Genomic DNA, 14,857 nt, shown 5'->3' with positions numbered 1-14,857 from the left:
GCGTGATGCTGGAATTGAGGAACGTGACGAAGACGGTCGGCGCGCAGGAGCATATCCGCGACGTGTCGCTGACGCTTCAGCACGGCTCGCTGAATGTCCTGCTCGGGCCGACGCTTTCCGGCAAGACCAGCCTGATGCGGCTGATGGCCGGGCTCGACGCGCCAACTTCCGGCTCGGTCTGGTTCGACGGCAAGGACGTCACCGGACAGCCGGTGCAGAAGCGCAACGTCGCCATGGTCTACCAGCAATTCATCAACTACCCGGCGATGACGGTGTACGAGAACATCGCCTCGCCGCTTCGGGTTGCCGGCATCGAACAGGCCAGGATCGACAAGGAGGTGCGCAACGCTGCGGCACTTCTCAAGCTCACGCCCTATCTCGACCGCACGCCGCTCAACCTCTCGGGCGGCCAGCAGCAGCGCACGGCGCTTGCCCGCGCCATCGTCAAGAACGCCAGCCTGGTGCTGCTCGACGAGCCGCTCGCCAATCTCGACTACAAGCTGCGCGAGGAGTTGCGCGCCGAATTGCCGAAGATTTTCGCCGCGGCGGGCACGATCTTCGTCTATGCCACGACCGAGCCGCACGAGGCGCTTTTGCTCGGCGGCAACACCGCGACGCTTTCGGAAGGTCGCGTCACGCAGTTCGGCCCAACCGTCGAGGTGTTCCGCAAGCCGGTCGACCTGGTGACGGCGCGGACCTTCGCCGACCCTCCGCTCAACACCATTGTGCTCGCCAAGAAGGGATCGGACTTCCTTCTCGAAGGAGGCGTGAAGCTGCCGGTGCCGCCCGAACTGCTCGGCATTCCGGATGCCAGCTACACGATCGGCTTCCAGCCGCACCATTTGTCGCTGGAGCGTCCCAACCCCGGCGCCGTGCCGGTGCGGGCCAAGGTCACCATCACCGAGATCACCGGCTCGGAAAGCTTCGTCCATCTCGACTTCGCCGACGCGCGCTGGGTGATGCTCGCGCACGGCATCCTCGATTTCGAGACCGACGACGAGGTCGAGGTGTTCATCGACCCGCGCCACATCATGGTCTTCGACCAGAACGGCCGCGCGGTGACTGCGTCGAAGCTGGCGGCTTGAGGAGGGAGCGATGGCACGCATCGACGTCAACCACATCCGCCACTCCTACCTGACCAATCCAAAGAAGGATTCGGATTTCGCGCTGAAGGAAGTGCATCACACCTTCGAGGACGGCGGCGCCTATGCGCTGCTCGGGCCGTCCGGCTGCGGCAAGACCACCTTGCTCAACATCATCTCGGGGCTGCTCCATCCCTCGCACGGCCAGCTCCTGTTCAACGGCCGGAACGTGACCAATCTGTCGACGCAGGAGCGCAATATCGCCCAGGTGTTCCAATTCCCGGTCATCTACGACACCATGACCGTCTACGACAATCTGGCCTTTCCGCTGCGCAACCGCCGCGTGCCGGAGGCCGATGTCGACCGCAAGGTGCGCGAGACGCTCGACATGATCGATCTCGCCTCGATGGCGAACCGGAAGGCGCGCCGGCTGACCGCCGACCAGAAGCAGAAGATCTCGCTCGGTCGAGGACTGGTGCGCTCGGACGTCAACGCCATCCTGTTCGACGAGCCGCTCACCGTCATCGATCCGCATATGAAATGGGTGCTGCGTTCGCAGCTGAAGCAGCTGCATCGCCGGTTTGGTTACACCATGGTCTATGTCACGCACGACCAGACCGAAGCGCTGACTTTCGCCGACCGCGTCGTGGTCATGTATGACGGCGAGATCGTGCAGATCGGCACGCCGGCCGAGCTGTTCGAGCGGCCGCGCCACACCTTCGTCGGCTATTTCATCGGTTCGCCGGGCATGAATGTGCTTCCGGTTGCGCTCGAAGGCAGGACGGCGTTGCTAGGCTCGCAGCGCATCGAACTGCCGGGCGCACCCAGGGCCGAAGCCGGTCCCGTCGAGCTCGGCATCCGTCCCGAATATGTCCGGCTCGGCCGCGAGGGCATGGCGGTTTCCGTCAGCAAGGTCGAGGATGTTGGCCGCCACAAGGTGGTTCGCGCCAATCTCGAGGGCAAAGAGATCGCCGCCGTCATCGGCGAGGACGATGAGGTGCCGACCGAACCCAGGGTCCGCTTCGATCCGGCCGGCATCAACATCTATGCCGATTCATGGCGCGTCGAGATGGGGGCGTAGATGGAAAAGAGCTGGAACAACAAAGCCTGGTTCCTCGTCCTGCCGGTGTTGGTGCTGGTGGCCTTCTCGGCCGTCATTCCGCTGATGACCGTCGTCAACTATTCGGTGCAGGACACGTTCGGCAACAATGTCTTCTTCTGGGCCGGCACCGAGTGGTTCGAGGAGTTGCTGGCGTCCGACCGCTTCTGGGAAGCGATGGCGCGCAACCTGATCTTCTCCTTCATCATCCTGGCGATCGAGGTGCCGCTCGGCATCTTCATCGCGCTCAACATGCCGAAGAAGGGATGGGGCGTGCCGGTCTGCCTGGTGCTGATGGCGCTGCCGCTGCTCATCCCATGGAACGTTGTCGGCACGATCTGGCAGGTGTTCGGCCGCAACGACATTGGCCTGCTCGGCTACTACGTCAACGCATTCGGCATCGACTACAACTATGTCCAGGATCCGATCGACGCGTGGGTCACCGTCATCATCATGGACGTCTGGCACTGGACGAGCCTGGTCGTGCTGCTCTGCTATGCCGGCCTGGTTTCGATCCCGGACGCCTTCTACCAGGCGGCTAAGATCGACGGCGCCTCGCGCTGGGCGGTGTTCCGCTACATCCAGTTGCCGAAGATGCAGCGCGTGCTGCTGATCGCGGTGCTGCTGCGCTTCATGGACTCCTTCATGATCTATACCGAGCCCTTCGTCGTCACCGGCGGCGGTCCCGGCAATTCGACCACCTTCCTGTCGATCGACCTCGTCAAGATGGCGCTCGGTCAGTTCGATCTCGGTCCGGCGGCGGCCATGTCGCTGGTCTATTTCCTGATCATCCTGTTGTTGTCGTGGGTGTTCTACACCGTGATGACCAACTACGACGCGGAGCGCTGAGATGGCGAGCGCAAACGAGACGACACGCGTAAGCGAAGCGGCGGTCACCGAGGTAGGCAGCACACTTTCGCAGGACGAGGTGGCGAAGCTGATGCGGCGCCGGGGCGAGGAATCGCGCTGGTGGTGGATTGTGCCGACGCTCTACATCGTCGTGCTGCTGCTGCCGATCTACTGGCTCATCAACATGAGCTTCAAGACCAATGCGGAGATCGTCTCGTCGCTGACGTTGTTCCCGCACAATCCGACGCTGGCAAACTACCGCACCATCTTCACCGATGCGTCCTGGTATTCGGGCTACATCAATTCGATCACCTATGTGGTGATGAACATGGTGATCTCGGTGGCCGTGGCGCTGCCCGCGGCCTATGCCTTCTCGCGCTACCGCTTCCTCGGCGACAAGCACCTGTTCTTCTGGCTGTTGACGAACCGCATGGCGCCGCCGGCGGTGTTCGCCCTGCCGTTCTTCCAGCTCTATTCGGCCTTCGGCCTGATCGACACGCATATCGCGGTGGCGCTGGCGCACTGTCTGTTCAACGTGCCGCTGGCGGTGTGGATCCTGGAAGGCTTCATGTCCGGGGTGCCGAAGGAGATCGACGAGACCGCCTATATCGACGGCTATTCCTTCCCGCGCTTCTTCGTAAAGATATTCATGCCGCTGATCGCGAGCGGCATCGGTGTCGCCTGCTTCTTCTGCTTCATGTTCTCTTGGGTGGAGCTTTTGATCGCCCGCACGCTGACGACGACCGACGCCAAGCCGATCGCGGCCACCATGACCCGCACCGTCTCGGCCGCCGGCATGGACTGGGGGCTGCTCGCCGCAGCCGGCGTGCTGACGCTGATCCCCGGCGCGCTGGTGATCTGGTTTGTGCGCAACTATATCGCCAAGGGCTTCGCCCTGGGGAGGGTGTGATCGATGAACCTCGACTTCTCCTGGATGGCGTGGACGTTGCCGACGGCGGCTTTCTTCGGAACCGTATTGCTGCTGCTGGTCGGCATGGCGGCCTGGGAATATGCCTCGCCGGGCGGCAATCCGCGCGTCGGTATCCTGCGCTTCGAAACGACGCGCGGCGACCGCCTCTTCCTGTCGCTGCTCGGCAGCGCCTTTATCCATCTCGCTTGGCTGGGTCTCGTTGGACCCAACCTGTGGTGGGCTCTCGCTCTCTCCGTGGTCTACGCGATCGGCGTATTCCGATACGTATAGAGGGGGAAATAGTTGGAGCGGCCGCGTGCCGGCAGCCGCTCCAGATCGCACTTGCAACCTAAGACTGGAGGAAACACATGCGACGGCAAATTTTTACATCAACGACAGCCATTGCACTATTGCTGGGCGTAGGTAACGCCTATGCCGGTATGGACGAGGCAAAAGCCTTTCTCGACAAGGAGATAGGTGATCTGTCGACGCTTTCGCGCGCCGATCAGGAAAAGGAAATGCAGTGGTTCATCGACGCAGCCAAGCCGTTTGCCGGCATGGACATCAAGGTCGTGTCGGAAACCATCGCCACCCATTCCTATGAATCGCAGGTGCTGGCGCCGGCCTTCTCGGCCATCACTGGCATCAAGGTCACCCACGACACGATCCAGGAAGGTGACGTCGTCGAGAAGATCCAGACCCAGATGCAGACCGGTCAGAACCTCTATGACGGCTGGGTCAACGACTCCGACCTGATCGGCACGCACTGGCGCTACCAGCAGGTGCGCAACCTGACCGACTGGATGGAAGGCGACGGCAAGGACGTCACCAATCCGAATCTCGACCTGGAGGACTTCATCGGCACCTCGTTCACGACGGCGCCCGACAAGAAGCTCTATCAACTGCCGGACCAGCAGTTCGCGAACCTCTACTGGTTCCGCTACGACTGGTTCAACGACGAGAAGAACAAGGCCGACTTCAAGGCCAAGTACGGCTACGACCTCGGCGTTCCCGTCAACTGGTCGGCCTATGAGGACATCGCCGCGTTCTTCACCGGCCGCGAAATCGATGGCAAGAAGGTCTACGGCCACATGGACTACGGCAAGAAGGACCCGTCGCTCGGCTGGCGGTTCACCGACGCCTGGCTGTCCATGGCCGGCAACGGCGACAAGGGCATTCCGAACGGCCTGCCGGTCGACGAATGGGGCATCAAGGTCGACGAGAATTCGCGGCCCGTGGGCTCCTGCACCGCGCGCGGCGGCGACACGAATGGTCCGGCTGCCGTCTACTCGATCCAGAAATACCTCGACTGGCTGAAGGCCTACGCTCCGGCCGAAGCGCAGGGCATGACCTTCTCCGAATCCGGCCCGGTTCCGGCGCAGGGTGGGGTGGCCCAGCAGATCTTCTGGTACACCGCTTTCACCGCCTCGATGGTCGACGCCAGCGCCAAGGCGGTGCTGAACGACGACGGCACGCCGAAGTGGCGCATGGCGCCGTCGCCGCATGGTGTCTACTGGAAGGACGGCATGAAGCTCGGCTACCAGGACGTGGGTTCCTGGACGTTGATGAAGTCGACGCCGACCGACCGCGCCAAGGCCGCCTGGCTTTACGCCCAGTTCGTCACCTCGAAGACCGTCGACGTGAAGAAGAGCCATGTCGGCTTGACCTTCATCCGCGAGAGCACGATCCACGACAAGAGCTTCACCGAGCGCGCTCCGAAGCTCGGCGGCCTGATCGAGTTCTACCGCTCGCCGGCCCGCGTCCAGTGGTCGCCGACCGGCACCAACGTGCCTGACTATCCGAAGCTCGCTCAGCTCTGGTGGCAGGCGATCGGCGATGCGTCGTCGGGCGCCAAAACCGCGCAGGAAGCGATGGACTCGCTTTGCGCCGAGCAGGAAAAGGTCATGAGCCGCATCGAAAAGTCGGGCGTCCAGGGCGATATCGGCCCGAAGATGGCCGAAGAGCATGATCTCGAATACTGGAACAAGGACGCGGTCTCGAAGGGCAACCTTGCGCCGCAGTTGAAGATCGAGAACGAAAAGGAAAAGCCGATCACCATCAACTACGACGAGCTGGTGAAGAGCTGGCAGCAGCAGTAACTGCATGACGCAGGCCCGCGAGCCTGTGTAGGAAATGCAGGGGAGGCGGCTTGGCCGTCTCCCCTGTTGCATGAGAAGTGGAGGGACGGAATGAGCGGTTTTGTGCTGGCCATCGACCAGGGAACGACCTCGACCAGGGCGATCGTCTTCGACAGCGAAATGAAAGTCGCCGGCACGGGCCAGCAGGAATTCACGCAGCATTATCCGGCTTCCGGCTGGGTCGAGCATGATCCGGAAGACATTTGGGCAAGCGTGCTCGCGACAGTGAAGGCGGCGCTGAAGGCTGCCGGTTGCGCAGCATCGGATATGGCCGCGATCGGCATCACCAACCAGCGCGAGACGGTGGTCATCTGGGACAAGGCGACGGGAAAACCGATCCACAACGCGATTGTGTGGCAGGACAGACGAACCGCGCCGCTTTGCCAGAAGCTCAAGAAGCAAGGGCTGGAGAAGACGTTCACGAAAAAGACCGGGTTGCTGCTCGATCCCTATTTCTCCGGCACCAAGATCGCCTGGATGCTGGACAAGGTGAAGGGCGCGAGAAAGCGCGCCGAGAAAGGCGAATTGCTCGCCGGCACGATCGACAGTTTTCTCATCTGGCGCCTGACCGGCGGCAAGGTACACGCCACCGATGCCACCAACGCCTCGCGCACGCTGGTCTACAACATCGAGAAGAATGTCTGGGACGACGAGCTGCTGTCCATCCTGAACATACCGGCCGCGGTCCTGCCGCAGGTGAAGGACTGCGCCGATGATTTCGGTGTCACAGAAAAGAGCCTTTTCGGCGCCGAGATGAGGATTCTCGGTGTCGCCGGCGACCAGCACGCAGCGACCATCGGCCAGGCCTGTTTCGAGCCGGGCATGATGAAGTCCACCTACGGCACCGGCTGCTTCGCGCTGCTCAACACCGGCGCCGATCTGGTGCGCTCGAAGAACCGGCTCTTGACCACCATCGCCTATCGGTTGAACGGCAAGACCACCTATGCGCTGGAGGGCTCGATCTTCATTGCGGGTGCCGCCGTGCAATGGCTGCGCGACGGCATCAAGGTGATCGGCAAGGCCGAGCAGAGCGGCGCGCTGGCGGCGACCGCCGATCCGGCGCAACAAGTCTATCTGGTGCCGGCCTTTGTCGGCCTGGGCGCGCCGCACTGGGACGCGGATGCCCGCGGCGCGATCTTCGGCCTGACGCGCAATTCAGGCCCGGCCGAGTTCGCGCGCGCGGCGCTCGAATCCGTCGCCTTCCAGACGCGCGACCTGCTCGACGCCATGCGCAAGGATTGGAAGGGCGCTTCCGCCAAGACCGTGCTGCGGGTCGACGGCGGCATGGTCGCATCGGATTGGACCATGCAGAGGTTGGCCGACATCCTCGACGCGCCGGTCGATCGGCCGACCATCCTGGAAACGACCGCGCTGGGTGCCGCCTGGCTTGCCGGATCCAAAGCCGGCGTGTGGCCGAAGGCGAAGGAGTTTGCCAAGACCTGGGCTCTCGATAAGCGCTTCAAGCCGGATATGGACGCCGCCACCCGTTCCGCCAAGCTGAGTGGCTGGCGCGACGCAGTGCGCAGGACGCTGAGTGTGCAATGAGGGGCGCGGGAGACACGGCAAGGCGAGGGGGCATGAAGCATCCGGACTGGTACCCCGCATGGCGTGACGAGGCTTTCGACCAACTGAACGCCAAGAACCATCGTTTGGAGGATGAATTCCGCCTCGGCAGCTGGCAGCGCTACGACTATGACTTAACCACCGGAAAACTGCTTTTTTCGGCAGATGGTGTCGTCAAGGTGGTCGCTCACATACAGATTGCCGGCTCTACAAGCGCCAAGGCGGACAACTGGCTATGGGCTTGGGCAAATTCAAATTTGCCGGGCGATCTTCTCAGCGACGCCAAACTGGTTCGGTCATTCGGCGAGGAGAAGGGCATAGACGAACTGGCGCAGGCTTATGTGCTCGACGTGGCCGATGACCTCGAAGCGCTTGGTTGGGGACTGACCGGTGCCATGGTTCGGATTTGCAACGCGCTCGGAGCCTATCGCTCACCCCGAGGGGAAGGCGGGGGCCTGTACCTGATATTGAAAAGCGTCAACTGGGCCAGCTGAACGAACAGAGAGCCCGTGCCTTGCGGCACGGGCTCGGTCAACGACCCTGGATACTGACTGGAGGCTGTCAGTAGGGCGAAACGCACTGCTGACGCGGGCCGTTGTAGGGCTGGAAAGTGTTGTCCGAGGCGCGATAAGACCGATAACGGTCATAGCACCACTGCACATGCGCATCGCCGCCACGATAGACGCGGTTCTGGCTGTTGATGATGGCGCCGGTAATCAGCGCGCCGGTGGCGAAGGCAGCGAGCGGGAACCAATAATCGCCATGCCGGCGATAGCCGCGGCGATATTCACGGTAGCCGCGATGGCCATTCCAGTAGACGACGCCGTCGCGACGCGAGAAATCGCGGTTGAAGCTGCGGTGTCGCCTCCAATCCCGATACTGCACGGTCTGGACATCCGACCAGAGGCCCTGGGATTGTGGCACATAAGCTGGCTGAGCGTTGACCGGCACCACCTCCGCCGCGATGAACGACGCCGAGAGGGCGGCTGCCATCAGGCCTGATGCGATCCTTTTCATCGATGTACTCCTCAAGGGTTTGGTAATCGTCCCTGTGTTGCGAAACGGGTCTGGGTTGCAATGGTTCCCGCTTCCCCATCAACCTGTTGTTATCGTAGGGCTTTCTGAAGCAGCCCGGGTCCGGGTGATTGGCGGAGGCACCGAAAGCTTCTCCCGGGCATCTTAACCGCTCCTTTGGAATCCGTTCAAAATCCGCCTTGGAAGCTGGTGTTTTTCCGGTTGACCGGTCGCGGCACTCTCCCTATGTTCCGCGCAATTTCGAGGGCGGTGTTTTGAGCCCGCGGGAGCGCGTAGCTCAGCCGGTAGAGCAACTGACTTTTAATCAGTAGGTCATGGGTTCGAATCCCATCGCGCTCACCAAAAACTAAATCAAATCAACGGTTTGCGAGAGGTGAGGGCGGTTTCTGTGTCCGCAAAATTTCGTGTCCGCACTATGTCCGCATCGAGCTTCGGCCTACCATTGACTGTGGGTCGCTCTAGCCACATGGATTGCTTTGCGAGGACCGGAGGACACCTGTGCTGTCGAGGTCGATAGATGCCGATGAACTTTATTTGCGCTTGGGTCAGCAGTTGGCAACCATGCCCGCAAATATTGCGACTTACACTCAAGAGAACGAACTCTGGCTAAGCAAGACGGTCGCGCTAGTTGAAGCGGTCGGCGATCTGACGGACCGAGCAAAGATCACTGAAATCGCAAACCATTATCGCGAGCACGCTAACTACTACGGTCCGAGCGTTTGGGCGGTTCTGCAGCGATCGCTAGCTCGGGCGGAGCTGGCTGCGCCTGCGGCATCGGCAGGTGCATTCATCGCGGCTGGCAATCCCATGGATGCCATGACAGCAATTGGCAAGGTATTAAAGGAAGCACGGTCGCGAGTGGTGATAGTGGATCCTTATTTGGATCAAACCATTCTAACCGACTTTGCCCCAATGGCGGCAGAAGGGGTGAAGATAGACCTTCTTTCCGATGCCGCTTATGTATGGCCGACCTTGGCGCCAGCCGCGGCCAGGTGGGTGGCACAATATGCAAGCAGGCGCCCACTTGAAGCGCGGCTGACTTCGCCTCGGCTATTGCATGATCGACTCATCGTGGTGGACGATGTAAAAGTCTGGAACGTCACTCAGTCATTCAAAGATTTTGCGAAACGATCCCCGGCGTCGATCTCTGTAGCGCCGGCCGAAATCGCCTCGCTCAAGATTCCGGCCTATGCCGACATGTGGAGAGCTGCCACTCCAATCTAATAGCAAAGACCCGAAAGCCTGGCGGTCAACGAACAGGGAGCCTAACAAAAGGCCGAAGCCGGATGCTAACCCTGCTCTGGTGCGGATCGCCACCTCGCTAAAGCGAAGCGCCCGCTACGTTGCCGCAGCGAGCGCTCCAGTCCCCGTTACCCCGCAGCAAAGACGGTACGCCTCGCTGAGATCGATAATAAGCGCGCCCTAGTTGACGCGCCCGCATAGCCAAGTTGCGTGACTTTTCTGCCACAGACACAGAGCCGTTGATCTCTCTGCTCGTATTTTAGCAAAATGTGAAACAAAGCGATTTCGCCCGCGTTGAAAGCTCCACAAGGAGCTTCGATGATGGCCCCGGCAACCGCTGCAGTGATGGTTTTGCTTCTATGCAGCCCTGGCTATGCGCCAGTCTGCAAACCGATCAATACCGCTTCGTCACGAGTGTTCGCTTCCGTCAGCGAATGCCGTTCCTCGTTGGCAGAAGAGCTGGCTCGCGCTCCTAGCGGAATGATCGGCCGTTGCCAGGAGGTCGATCCAATTACCACGGGCGCCCTGCCAGCCGGCTATACGACGGTTACGGTTTCGCGCGGGGGCAGCGCTGTCAGGTATATTGTTCCCCATAAAGAATAGCCCGGAAGCCGACGCCGCCGGTCTGATTAACCAGATCTTCGAGAGGGCGGGTGCGCTCGAAACAATTTCCGGCCGAGACCGTTGGTTGGAAGTGTTCAACGAGACCCAAGCCGCAATGCCCACCTATCATTTCCATGTCGATAACGGCACCTTCATTCCCGATCCTGCCGGCACTGATCTCCCAAACTTGGACGCCGCTCAGGTCGAGGCAGTGCGTGCTGCTGGCGAAATGATAAACGATACCAAGCAGTCCTTTTGGACCCACAAGACGCCATGGATGATGCACGTGACAGACGGCAAAAACCGTCTCCTGTTCACACTTCAGTTCGCGGCGAAGGTGCCCTCGGGCGACGCCCTGTATATCCCGAGAGCCGAGGACAGTTCCGCCGGCCAAAAAGAAAGCCCCGCCTAAGGCAGCGGGCCAAGCATATTCAAGCTGCGTGACTTTTCTGCCACCAGACAGGAATGAGCGCCGGCCCGCTGGCAAATTGCCGCCGTCGCCCTAGCTATCCGTGGATGACTTACGATAAACGGCGCGCCGCGAAGCACGAGGCCACCACTGAATCCGCTCGGGCGATAATCGATAGCGAAGCGGCCCAGAGGAATGCAAAAACCGACAGACTTCGCGCGGCCAGGATAGCGCAGCAGCCACCCCTCAAAGAAAAAAGGCCCGAAAGCCGAAGCCGCCGGGCCAAGACCGAAAAAGTTAGGTGACGCACGTCACTCTAACTCGCAATCCGGTTCGAATGCACATCACACGTTCGCGATTGCTAAAAAGCCCGGCCACCGAATTTCAGCGGCCGGGCCGAGTGAACAATGGGAACAACAAACATGCTGGAAGAGGCATCATACGCCCGCTGCCGTCTTTCACAAGGCCCGGCCAACACCGTGGCAGCCGGGCCGCAAACGTTCGTCAACGCTGGCAAACGTTAGAACCCCTTCGCCGCCCAATAATGCGCGCGGAGGTCCATCGCGTCGGGATCGAATGGCGGGACCGGCAACGGCAGCACTGGCTCGGCTTTTGGCGCTTCCAAACCAGCGGTGGCGACCTCCCGCACGATGTCCGAGGGTTGGCGCTTCGCCTTCTCTCGGAGCATCTTCTCGGCTATGGCACGGCCAGAGCCATCACCATCAAAGGGTCCGTCAGTCTCGTCGCCGTTCGGCTCCCGCTCGTCGTGCTCCCGCTCGTCGTCATGCTCGCCCCAGTCCAAGGCGTCCTCGCCCTTGCGCCAGCCGGTGCCGTGCCCGACAAAGCCGAGATCGGGCTCCAAGTCCCCTTCGCTGCCGTAGCAGCCCAGGTTGCCCGTCTGTGAGCTTTCCTCGGTCCAGCCGAGCGAGTGCTCGTCATCGCTACCGTCGGCCTGGGGCTCGTCGTTGATGTCGCCGCCGTGCTCGTCTTCAGCCTCTCGATCGTCGTAGGCGCTGCCACGCCCATCGAGGAACATGTTGCTGCTGGCTTGCGGCCCGCGATCGGTCCAGCCAAGCCAAGGCTCGGCGTCCGCGCCGTCCTCCAGGTCTTCGCTGTCCGCCTCCATGAGGTCGAGCGCGGTGATGAGCGCCATGGACTGGTCCAGCAGTTCGTTGACGCGCCGCTGGACGGCAATCCGCCATTCGCGAGGATCTAGGCCATCCGGAATGCCGAAGGGCTGCAGGCTTGTGATCACGGCGTTCATGATGCGCCCCCGACTGCGAGGCGCCTGATATCGGCCGCTATGGATGCCAGGGCTTCGTTATTTTCGGCATCGACGGGCAGTTCCAGCCTGTCTGCCGTGCGAAGCTTGATCATCATACCGTGAAGCGTGTTGGCCGGCGTGGCAAAGATGAGCCGGCCGATCTCCCACGCCTTGTCGAGGCAGGCTTCATAAGCCAGTTCCGCCTCCTTCAGGCCGCCCTTGCGGTTGATCGCCTCGACCTCTTCGAGCCATGCCTCGCGCGAAGCATCATGGGCCGCTTTGCTGTCCTCGCACGCCTTGAAGTAAGCCCGGACCTCCTCGGGGTCGTCCTTCGGCTTGTTGAAGGGATGGGCTATGATATACGCCGTGATGTCGGCCGGCATCTCGGGATCCTGCCATTTCCCTGGCTGCGGCGGATGCAACTCTGCGCACTTGAAGTAGGTCTCGCTCTCGACCTTCAAGGACGCTTCCTTCCTGGCATGGGCTTCCCCCATTTCGGCGTCGAGCCGGATGAGTTCGGCGTCCGGGTGTGTGTCCACCGTCGTGGCTATGGCCGGTGCCGCTACAGCGCCAGCTATGGCCGGAATAGAGGCTATAGCGCCGACAAGCATGGCACGGCGGGAAAATCGCCCGGCGATGATCTGCATTCCCTCGGCAGCGGGCATAGCTTCGCCGGCTGCCGGAACGATTGTGTTCGGCATTGTGTTCTCCGTTGAGATTAGCGTATCAACGTGATACCAATGGCTCAGCGCAAGCCAATAGTCAATACTTTGGGATAATTGTGATACTAATGGACAAACTGACTGGCCGACAAATTGCTGCTGCCCGCGCTCTCGTCGGCGTCACCCAGGCCGACTTGGCTGCGAAGGCGAATATTTCCGTCCCCACGCTCAAGCGCATGGAAGCCAGCCAAGGTGAAGCCGCCGGGATGGCGAACAACCTTGGCGCTGTGCGGTCGGCATTGGAATCCGTCGGAGTCGAGTTCATCCCCGAGAATGGCGGCGGCGCTGGTGTGAGGCTGAGGAAGATGTGAGTGAGCGCACTGCGGCGATAGCAGCTATGGGCGTCCACCCCGTCTATATTCGCCGGGATCGATAAAGCTCCCCGCCCACAAGTTACGTTTGGCAATGCGGGCTTCGCGCTCTTCGGCAAGGTAACGAGGCGCTAGTTTGTCGGCGACCGCCAATCCGTGCTTCACCAAGTCGCGCCCGAGATCAATGGTCCCCACGAAGCAGACGCCGACATCGTTGTCATAGCGGTCCTTGCCTTCGATGATGCAGGATACATCACCCGAGGCTATGAGATGGCGAACGTGATCACGCGCATACTTGCCGCAAGGCCAGATCTTGTCAGCAGCATCAAAACACGGCTGCGAAAGTTCGGGGGCATCGATACCGAGCAACTGAACTCGGTTCTTGTCATGCCACAGCGTGTCGCCGTCATGAGCAAACCAATGCTCTGCTGCGGAAACGGGACCCCAGGTGAGCATGAAGGCGAGCGCGATCAAAAAGAGCTTCACCATTGTCTGTCTAAATTAACATGGCGGCTGGGCAGCGGGCCATCATATTGGCAACCGCATTCGCGCGTACAGTGCTCAGCCTGGTGGGCGCGGGCTCACGAATATTTGAGGACCCCTGAGGAAGCCGACGGCATATTTTAGGGACGTTGAATGTTCAACGCCTATGCACAGACGAGCCCTACTGTCGGGGGAACAATCAAAAGCCGCACGAGCTCTGTTGAGCTGGTCGCGAGTGCGGCTCGCTGCCAGAGCGCATATTAGCGAACCAACGATCATCGAATTTGAGAACGGGTCGAAGAACCCGAATCCCCGCCATGTTGCCGCTATCCGCCACGCCCTGGAGAATGCGGGAATTGTATTTAGCCCCGAAGGGCCAATGCTACCTGGCTCCGAATGTCCGAATGATGATCGCCAGACGGACAATAGGATGTGGCGACGCCGGCAGACGAAACGCGCGCCCTGAAACACCCTACGCTTTCTTGCGGTGAAGGTCTTTCGGGCGCGTGTCCCGAGAATAGGTCAGCGTGATCCGCTTGCCGCCGCAGACAGCGCATTTCATCCTCGGCTTCAAGTCCCATTCCATGGCGGGAGCATCAGCGCCGAAGCGGTCGCGGAGCGCCGGCAGATCGAGCTTTTGATGTCGATGGCAGTCCAGGCAGCCGCCCGTGACGGACATGCCCGCGTCAATCAGCTCCTGAATGGTCCAGCCGTTACCCATGCCCGGTCATGTAGGCTGGTTGTGTCTCGGATTGAAATTTGAGGCGCAGCCTTCCCCAAACTCCTGTATGCTCAGCGCTGCTATGGATCACAGGAAAACGACCCTTGAGCGCGCATTCGAACTCGCCAAGTCTGGCGTTTACGCCAATTTTGGTGAGGTGCGTACAAAGATCAAAAACGAAGGCTACGACATTCGTCAGATGATTGGTGGCTTGAGCCTTCGCAAGCAGATCAATCAAATAATTCAAAGTGCGCGAGCGAATGCGGACTGTGGCGTTGGAAGCTCAGAGGCAAGAGCCCGCTCGCCTGAGGGGGTCGAACGGGCTCCCGTGGGGGAGCGCCCCAGCGCGGCGGGTGAACCTCGTGCCGGAGACACACGCCGCGACACTTAACCGGGACGGCTGGTAGAATGTTCCCGGCCTCCCGT

General features: G+C 61.1%; 17 protein-coding genes and 1 tRNA gene. 13 read left to right on the top strand and 5 right to left on the bottom strand.

Annotation, left to right across the window (positions count from 1 at the left end; all coding sequences use genetic code 11):
* Positions 1–5 precede the first annotated feature (5 nt).
* The 8 genes from EOD29_RS23025 to EOD29_RS22990 all read left to right on the top strand — a co-directional run bounded on the left by EOD29_RS23025 (position 6) and on the right by EOD29_RS22990 (position 8,135).
* Complete coding sequence (locus EOD29_RS23025; RefSeq protein ID WP_095825324.1) at positions 6–1,085, top strand: ABC transporter ATP-binding protein; 1,080 nt, start codon at positions 6–8, stop codon at positions 1,083–1,085.
* A 10-nt stretch (positions 1,086–1,095) separates the two neighbouring features.
* A complete protein-coding gene (locus EOD29_RS23020) occupies positions 1,096–2,163 on the top strand; it encodes an ABC transporter ATP-binding protein (RefSeq protein WP_095827792.1) in 1,068 nt (355 codons plus the stop codon).
* On the top strand, positions 2,164–3,030 hold the full coding sequence (locus EOD29_RS23015) for a sugar ABC transporter permease (protein WP_127247987.1): 867 nt from the start codon (positions 2,164–2,166) through the stop codon (positions 3,028–3,030). It begins immediately after the preceding gene.
* Position 3,031: 1 nt separating this feature from the next.
* Positions 3,032–3,940, top strand: a complete 909-nt coding sequence (locus EOD29_RS23010) for a carbohydrate ABC transporter permease (RefSeq protein WP_066992537.1) — start codon at positions 3,032–3,034, stop codon at positions 3,938–3,940.
* Positions 3,941–3,943: 3 nt separating this feature from the next.
* Entirely contained in the window at positions 3,944–4,231 is a 288-nt protein-coding gene (locus tag EOD29_RS23005; RefSeq protein ID WP_067319787.1) for a DUF2160 domain-containing protein, read from the top strand.
* A 77-nt stretch (positions 4,232–4,308) separates the two neighbouring features.
* A complete protein-coding gene (locus tag EOD29_RS23000) occupies positions 4,309–6,039 on the top strand; it encodes an ABC transporter substrate-binding protein (RefSeq protein ID WP_127247986.1) in 1,731 nt (576 codons plus the stop codon).
* A gap of 90 nt (positions 6,040–6,129) precedes the next feature.
* Positions 6,130–7,623 carry a glycerol kinase GlpK gene (gene glpK / locus EOD29_RS22995; RefSeq protein WP_067319790.1) on the top strand — a complete coding sequence of 498 codons (1,494 nt, stop codon included), beginning with the start codon at positions 6,130–6,132 and terminating at the stop codon, positions 7,621–7,623.
* A gap of 32 nt (positions 7,624–7,655) precedes the next feature.
* Complete coding sequence (locus EOD29_RS22990) at positions 7,656–8,135, top strand: DUF6882 domain-containing protein (protein WP_067319793.1); 480 nt, start codon at positions 7,656–7,658, stop codon at positions 8,133–8,135.
* Positions 8,136–8,202: 67 nt separating this feature from the next.
* Here EOD29_RS22990 and EOD29_RS22985 read toward each other — a convergent pair whose 3' ends face one another.
* Positions 8,203–8,658 carry a BA14K family protein gene (locus EOD29_RS22985; RefSeq protein WP_095777749.1) on the bottom strand — a complete coding sequence of 152 codons (456 nt, stop codon included), beginning with the start codon at positions 8,656–8,658 and terminating at the stop codon, positions 8,203–8,205.
* A gap of 284 nt (positions 8,659–8,942) precedes the next feature.
* Here EOD29_RS22985 and EOD29_RS22980 point away from each other — a divergent pair.
* The 3 genes from EOD29_RS22980 (at position 8,943) to EOD29_RS22965 (ending at position 10,933) form a co-directional block, all read left to right on the top strand.
* Positions 8,943–9,018: transfer RNA gene (locus tag EOD29_RS22980), tRNA-Lys, on the top strand.
* Between the two features lie 156 nt (positions 9,019–9,174).
* Positions 9,175–9,900 carry a phosphatidylserine/phosphatidylglycerophosphate/cardiolipin synthase family protein gene (locus EOD29_RS22975; RefSeq protein ID WP_127247985.1) on the top strand — a complete coding sequence of 242 codons (726 nt, stop codon included), beginning with the start codon at positions 9,175–9,177 and terminating at the stop codon, positions 9,898–9,900.
* A gap of 601 nt (positions 9,901–10,501) precedes the next feature.
* Positions 10,502–10,933 carry a hypothetical protein gene (locus tag EOD29_RS22965; protein WP_164763812.1) on the top strand — a complete coding sequence of 144 codons (432 nt, stop codon included), beginning with the start codon at positions 10,502–10,504 and terminating at the stop codon, positions 10,931–10,933.
* 517 nt (positions 10,934–11,450) lie between these two features.
* On the opposite strand, the gene EOD29_RS22955 is transcribed toward EOD29_RS22965, so the two are convergent.
* On the bottom strand, positions 11,451–12,194 hold the full coding sequence (locus tag EOD29_RS22955; RefSeq protein WP_127247982.1) for a hypothetical protein: 744 nt from the start codon (positions 12,192–12,194) through the stop codon (positions 11,451–11,453).
* The gene (locus EOD29_RS22950) at positions 12,191–12,895 is read right to left on the bottom strand and encodes a hypothetical protein (protein ID WP_164763811.1); all 705 of its coding nucleotides are present in this window, start codon (positions 12,893–12,895) and stop codon (positions 12,191–12,193) included. Before EOD29_RS22950 ends, EOD29_RS22955 begins: the two co-directional genes overlap by 4 nt.
* Positions 12,896–12,975: 80 nt before the next feature.
* Here EOD29_RS22950 and EOD29_RS22945 point away from each other — a divergent pair, with 80 nt between their 5' ends.
* Positions 12,976–13,227 carry a helix-turn-helix transcriptional regulator gene (locus EOD29_RS22945; protein WP_164763814.1) on the top strand — a complete coding sequence of 84 codons (252 nt, stop codon included), beginning with the start codon at positions 12,976–12,978 and terminating at the stop codon, positions 13,225–13,227.
* A gap of 24 nt (positions 13,228–13,251) precedes the next feature.
* On the opposite strand, the gene EOD29_RS22940 is transcribed toward EOD29_RS22945, so the two are convergent.
* On the bottom strand, positions 13,252–13,716 hold the full coding sequence (locus EOD29_RS22940) for a thermonuclease family protein (protein WP_127247979.1): 465 nt from the start codon (positions 13,714–13,716) through the stop codon (positions 13,252–13,254).
* Positions 13,717–13,876: 160 nt separating this feature from the next.
* Between EOD29_RS22940 and EOD29_RS22935 the strand changes: the two genes are divergently transcribed.
* The gene (locus EOD29_RS22935; RefSeq protein WP_127247978.1) at positions 13,877–14,176 is read left to right on the top strand and encodes a helix-turn-helix transcriptional regulator; all 300 of its coding nucleotides are present in this window, start codon (positions 13,877–13,879) and stop codon (positions 14,174–14,176) included.
* A gap of 6 nt (positions 14,177–14,182) precedes the next feature.
* Here EOD29_RS22935 and EOD29_RS22930 read toward each other — a convergent pair whose 3' ends face one another.
* A complete protein-coding gene (locus EOD29_RS22930) occupies positions 14,183–14,431 on the bottom strand; it encodes a hypothetical protein (protein ID WP_127247977.1) in 249 nt (82 codons plus the stop codon).
* Between the last annotated feature and the right edge of the window lie 426 nt (positions 14,432–14,857).

Origin of the sequence: Mesorhizobium sp. M1A.T.Ca.IN.004.03.1.1, from assembly GCF_003997555.1 — a bacterium.
GTDB lineage: Bacteria > Pseudomonadota > Alphaproteobacteria > Rhizobiales > Rhizobiaceae > Mesorhizobium.
This window is presented reverse-complemented; position numbering and strand designations above follow the sequence as displayed.

Bases quoted from the DNA above. Each gene is read 5' to 3' on its own strand.
- EOD29_RS22985 (WP_095777749.1), bottom strand. From the start codon at position 8,658: ATGAAAAGGATCGCATCAGGCCTGATGGCAGCCGCCCTCTCGGCGTCG.
- EOD29_RS22930 (WP_127247977.1), bottom strand. From the start codon at position 14,431: ATGGGTAACGGCTGGACCATTCAGGAGCTGATTGACGCGGGCATGTCC.
- EOD29_RS23020 (WP_095827792.1), top strand. From the start codon at position 1,096: ATGGCACGCATCGACGTCAACCACATCCGCCACTCCTACCTGACCAAT.
- EOD29_RS22990 (WP_067319793.1), top strand. From the start codon at position 7,656: ATGAAGCATCCGGACTGGTACCCCGCATGGCGTGACGAGGCTTTCGAC.
- EOD29_RS23025 (WP_095825324.1), top strand. From the start codon at position 6: ATGCTGGAATTGAGGAACGTGACGAAGACGGTCGGCGCGCAGGAGCAT.
- EOD29_RS22955 (WP_127247982.1), bottom strand. From the start codon at position 12,194: ATGAACGCCGTGATCACAAGCCTGCAGCCCTTCGGCATTCCGGATGGC.
- EOD29_RS23015 (WP_127247987.1), top strand. From the start codon at position 2,164: ATGGAAAAGAGCTGGAACAACAAAGCCTGGTTCCTCGTCCTGCCGGTG.
- EOD29_RS22940 (WP_127247979.1), bottom strand. From the start codon at position 13,716: ATGGTGAAGCTCTTTTTGATCGCGCTCGCCTTCATGCTCACCTGGGGT.
- EOD29_RS22935 (WP_127247978.1), top strand. From the start codon at position 13,877: ATGCACAGACGAGCCCTACTGTCGGGGGAACAATCAAAAGCCGCACGA.
- EOD29_RS23000 (WP_127247986.1), top strand. From the start codon at position 4,309: ATGCGACGGCAAATTTTTACATCAACGACAGCCATTGCACTATTGCTG.
- glpK (WP_067319790.1), top strand. From the start codon at position 6,130: ATGAGCGGTTTTGTGCTGGCCATCGACCAGGGAACGACCTCGACCAGG.
- EOD29_RS23005 (WP_067319787.1), top strand. From the start codon at position 3,944: ATGAACCTCGACTTCTCCTGGATGGCGTGGACGTTGCCGACGGCGGCT.
- EOD29_RS22950 (WP_164763811.1), bottom strand. From the start codon at position 12,895: ATGCCGAACACAATCGTTCCGGCAGCCGGCGAAGCTATGCCCGCTGCC.
- EOD29_RS23010 (WP_066992537.1), top strand. From the start codon at position 3,032: ATGGCGAGCGCAAACGAGACGACACGCGTAAGCGAAGCGGCGGTCACC.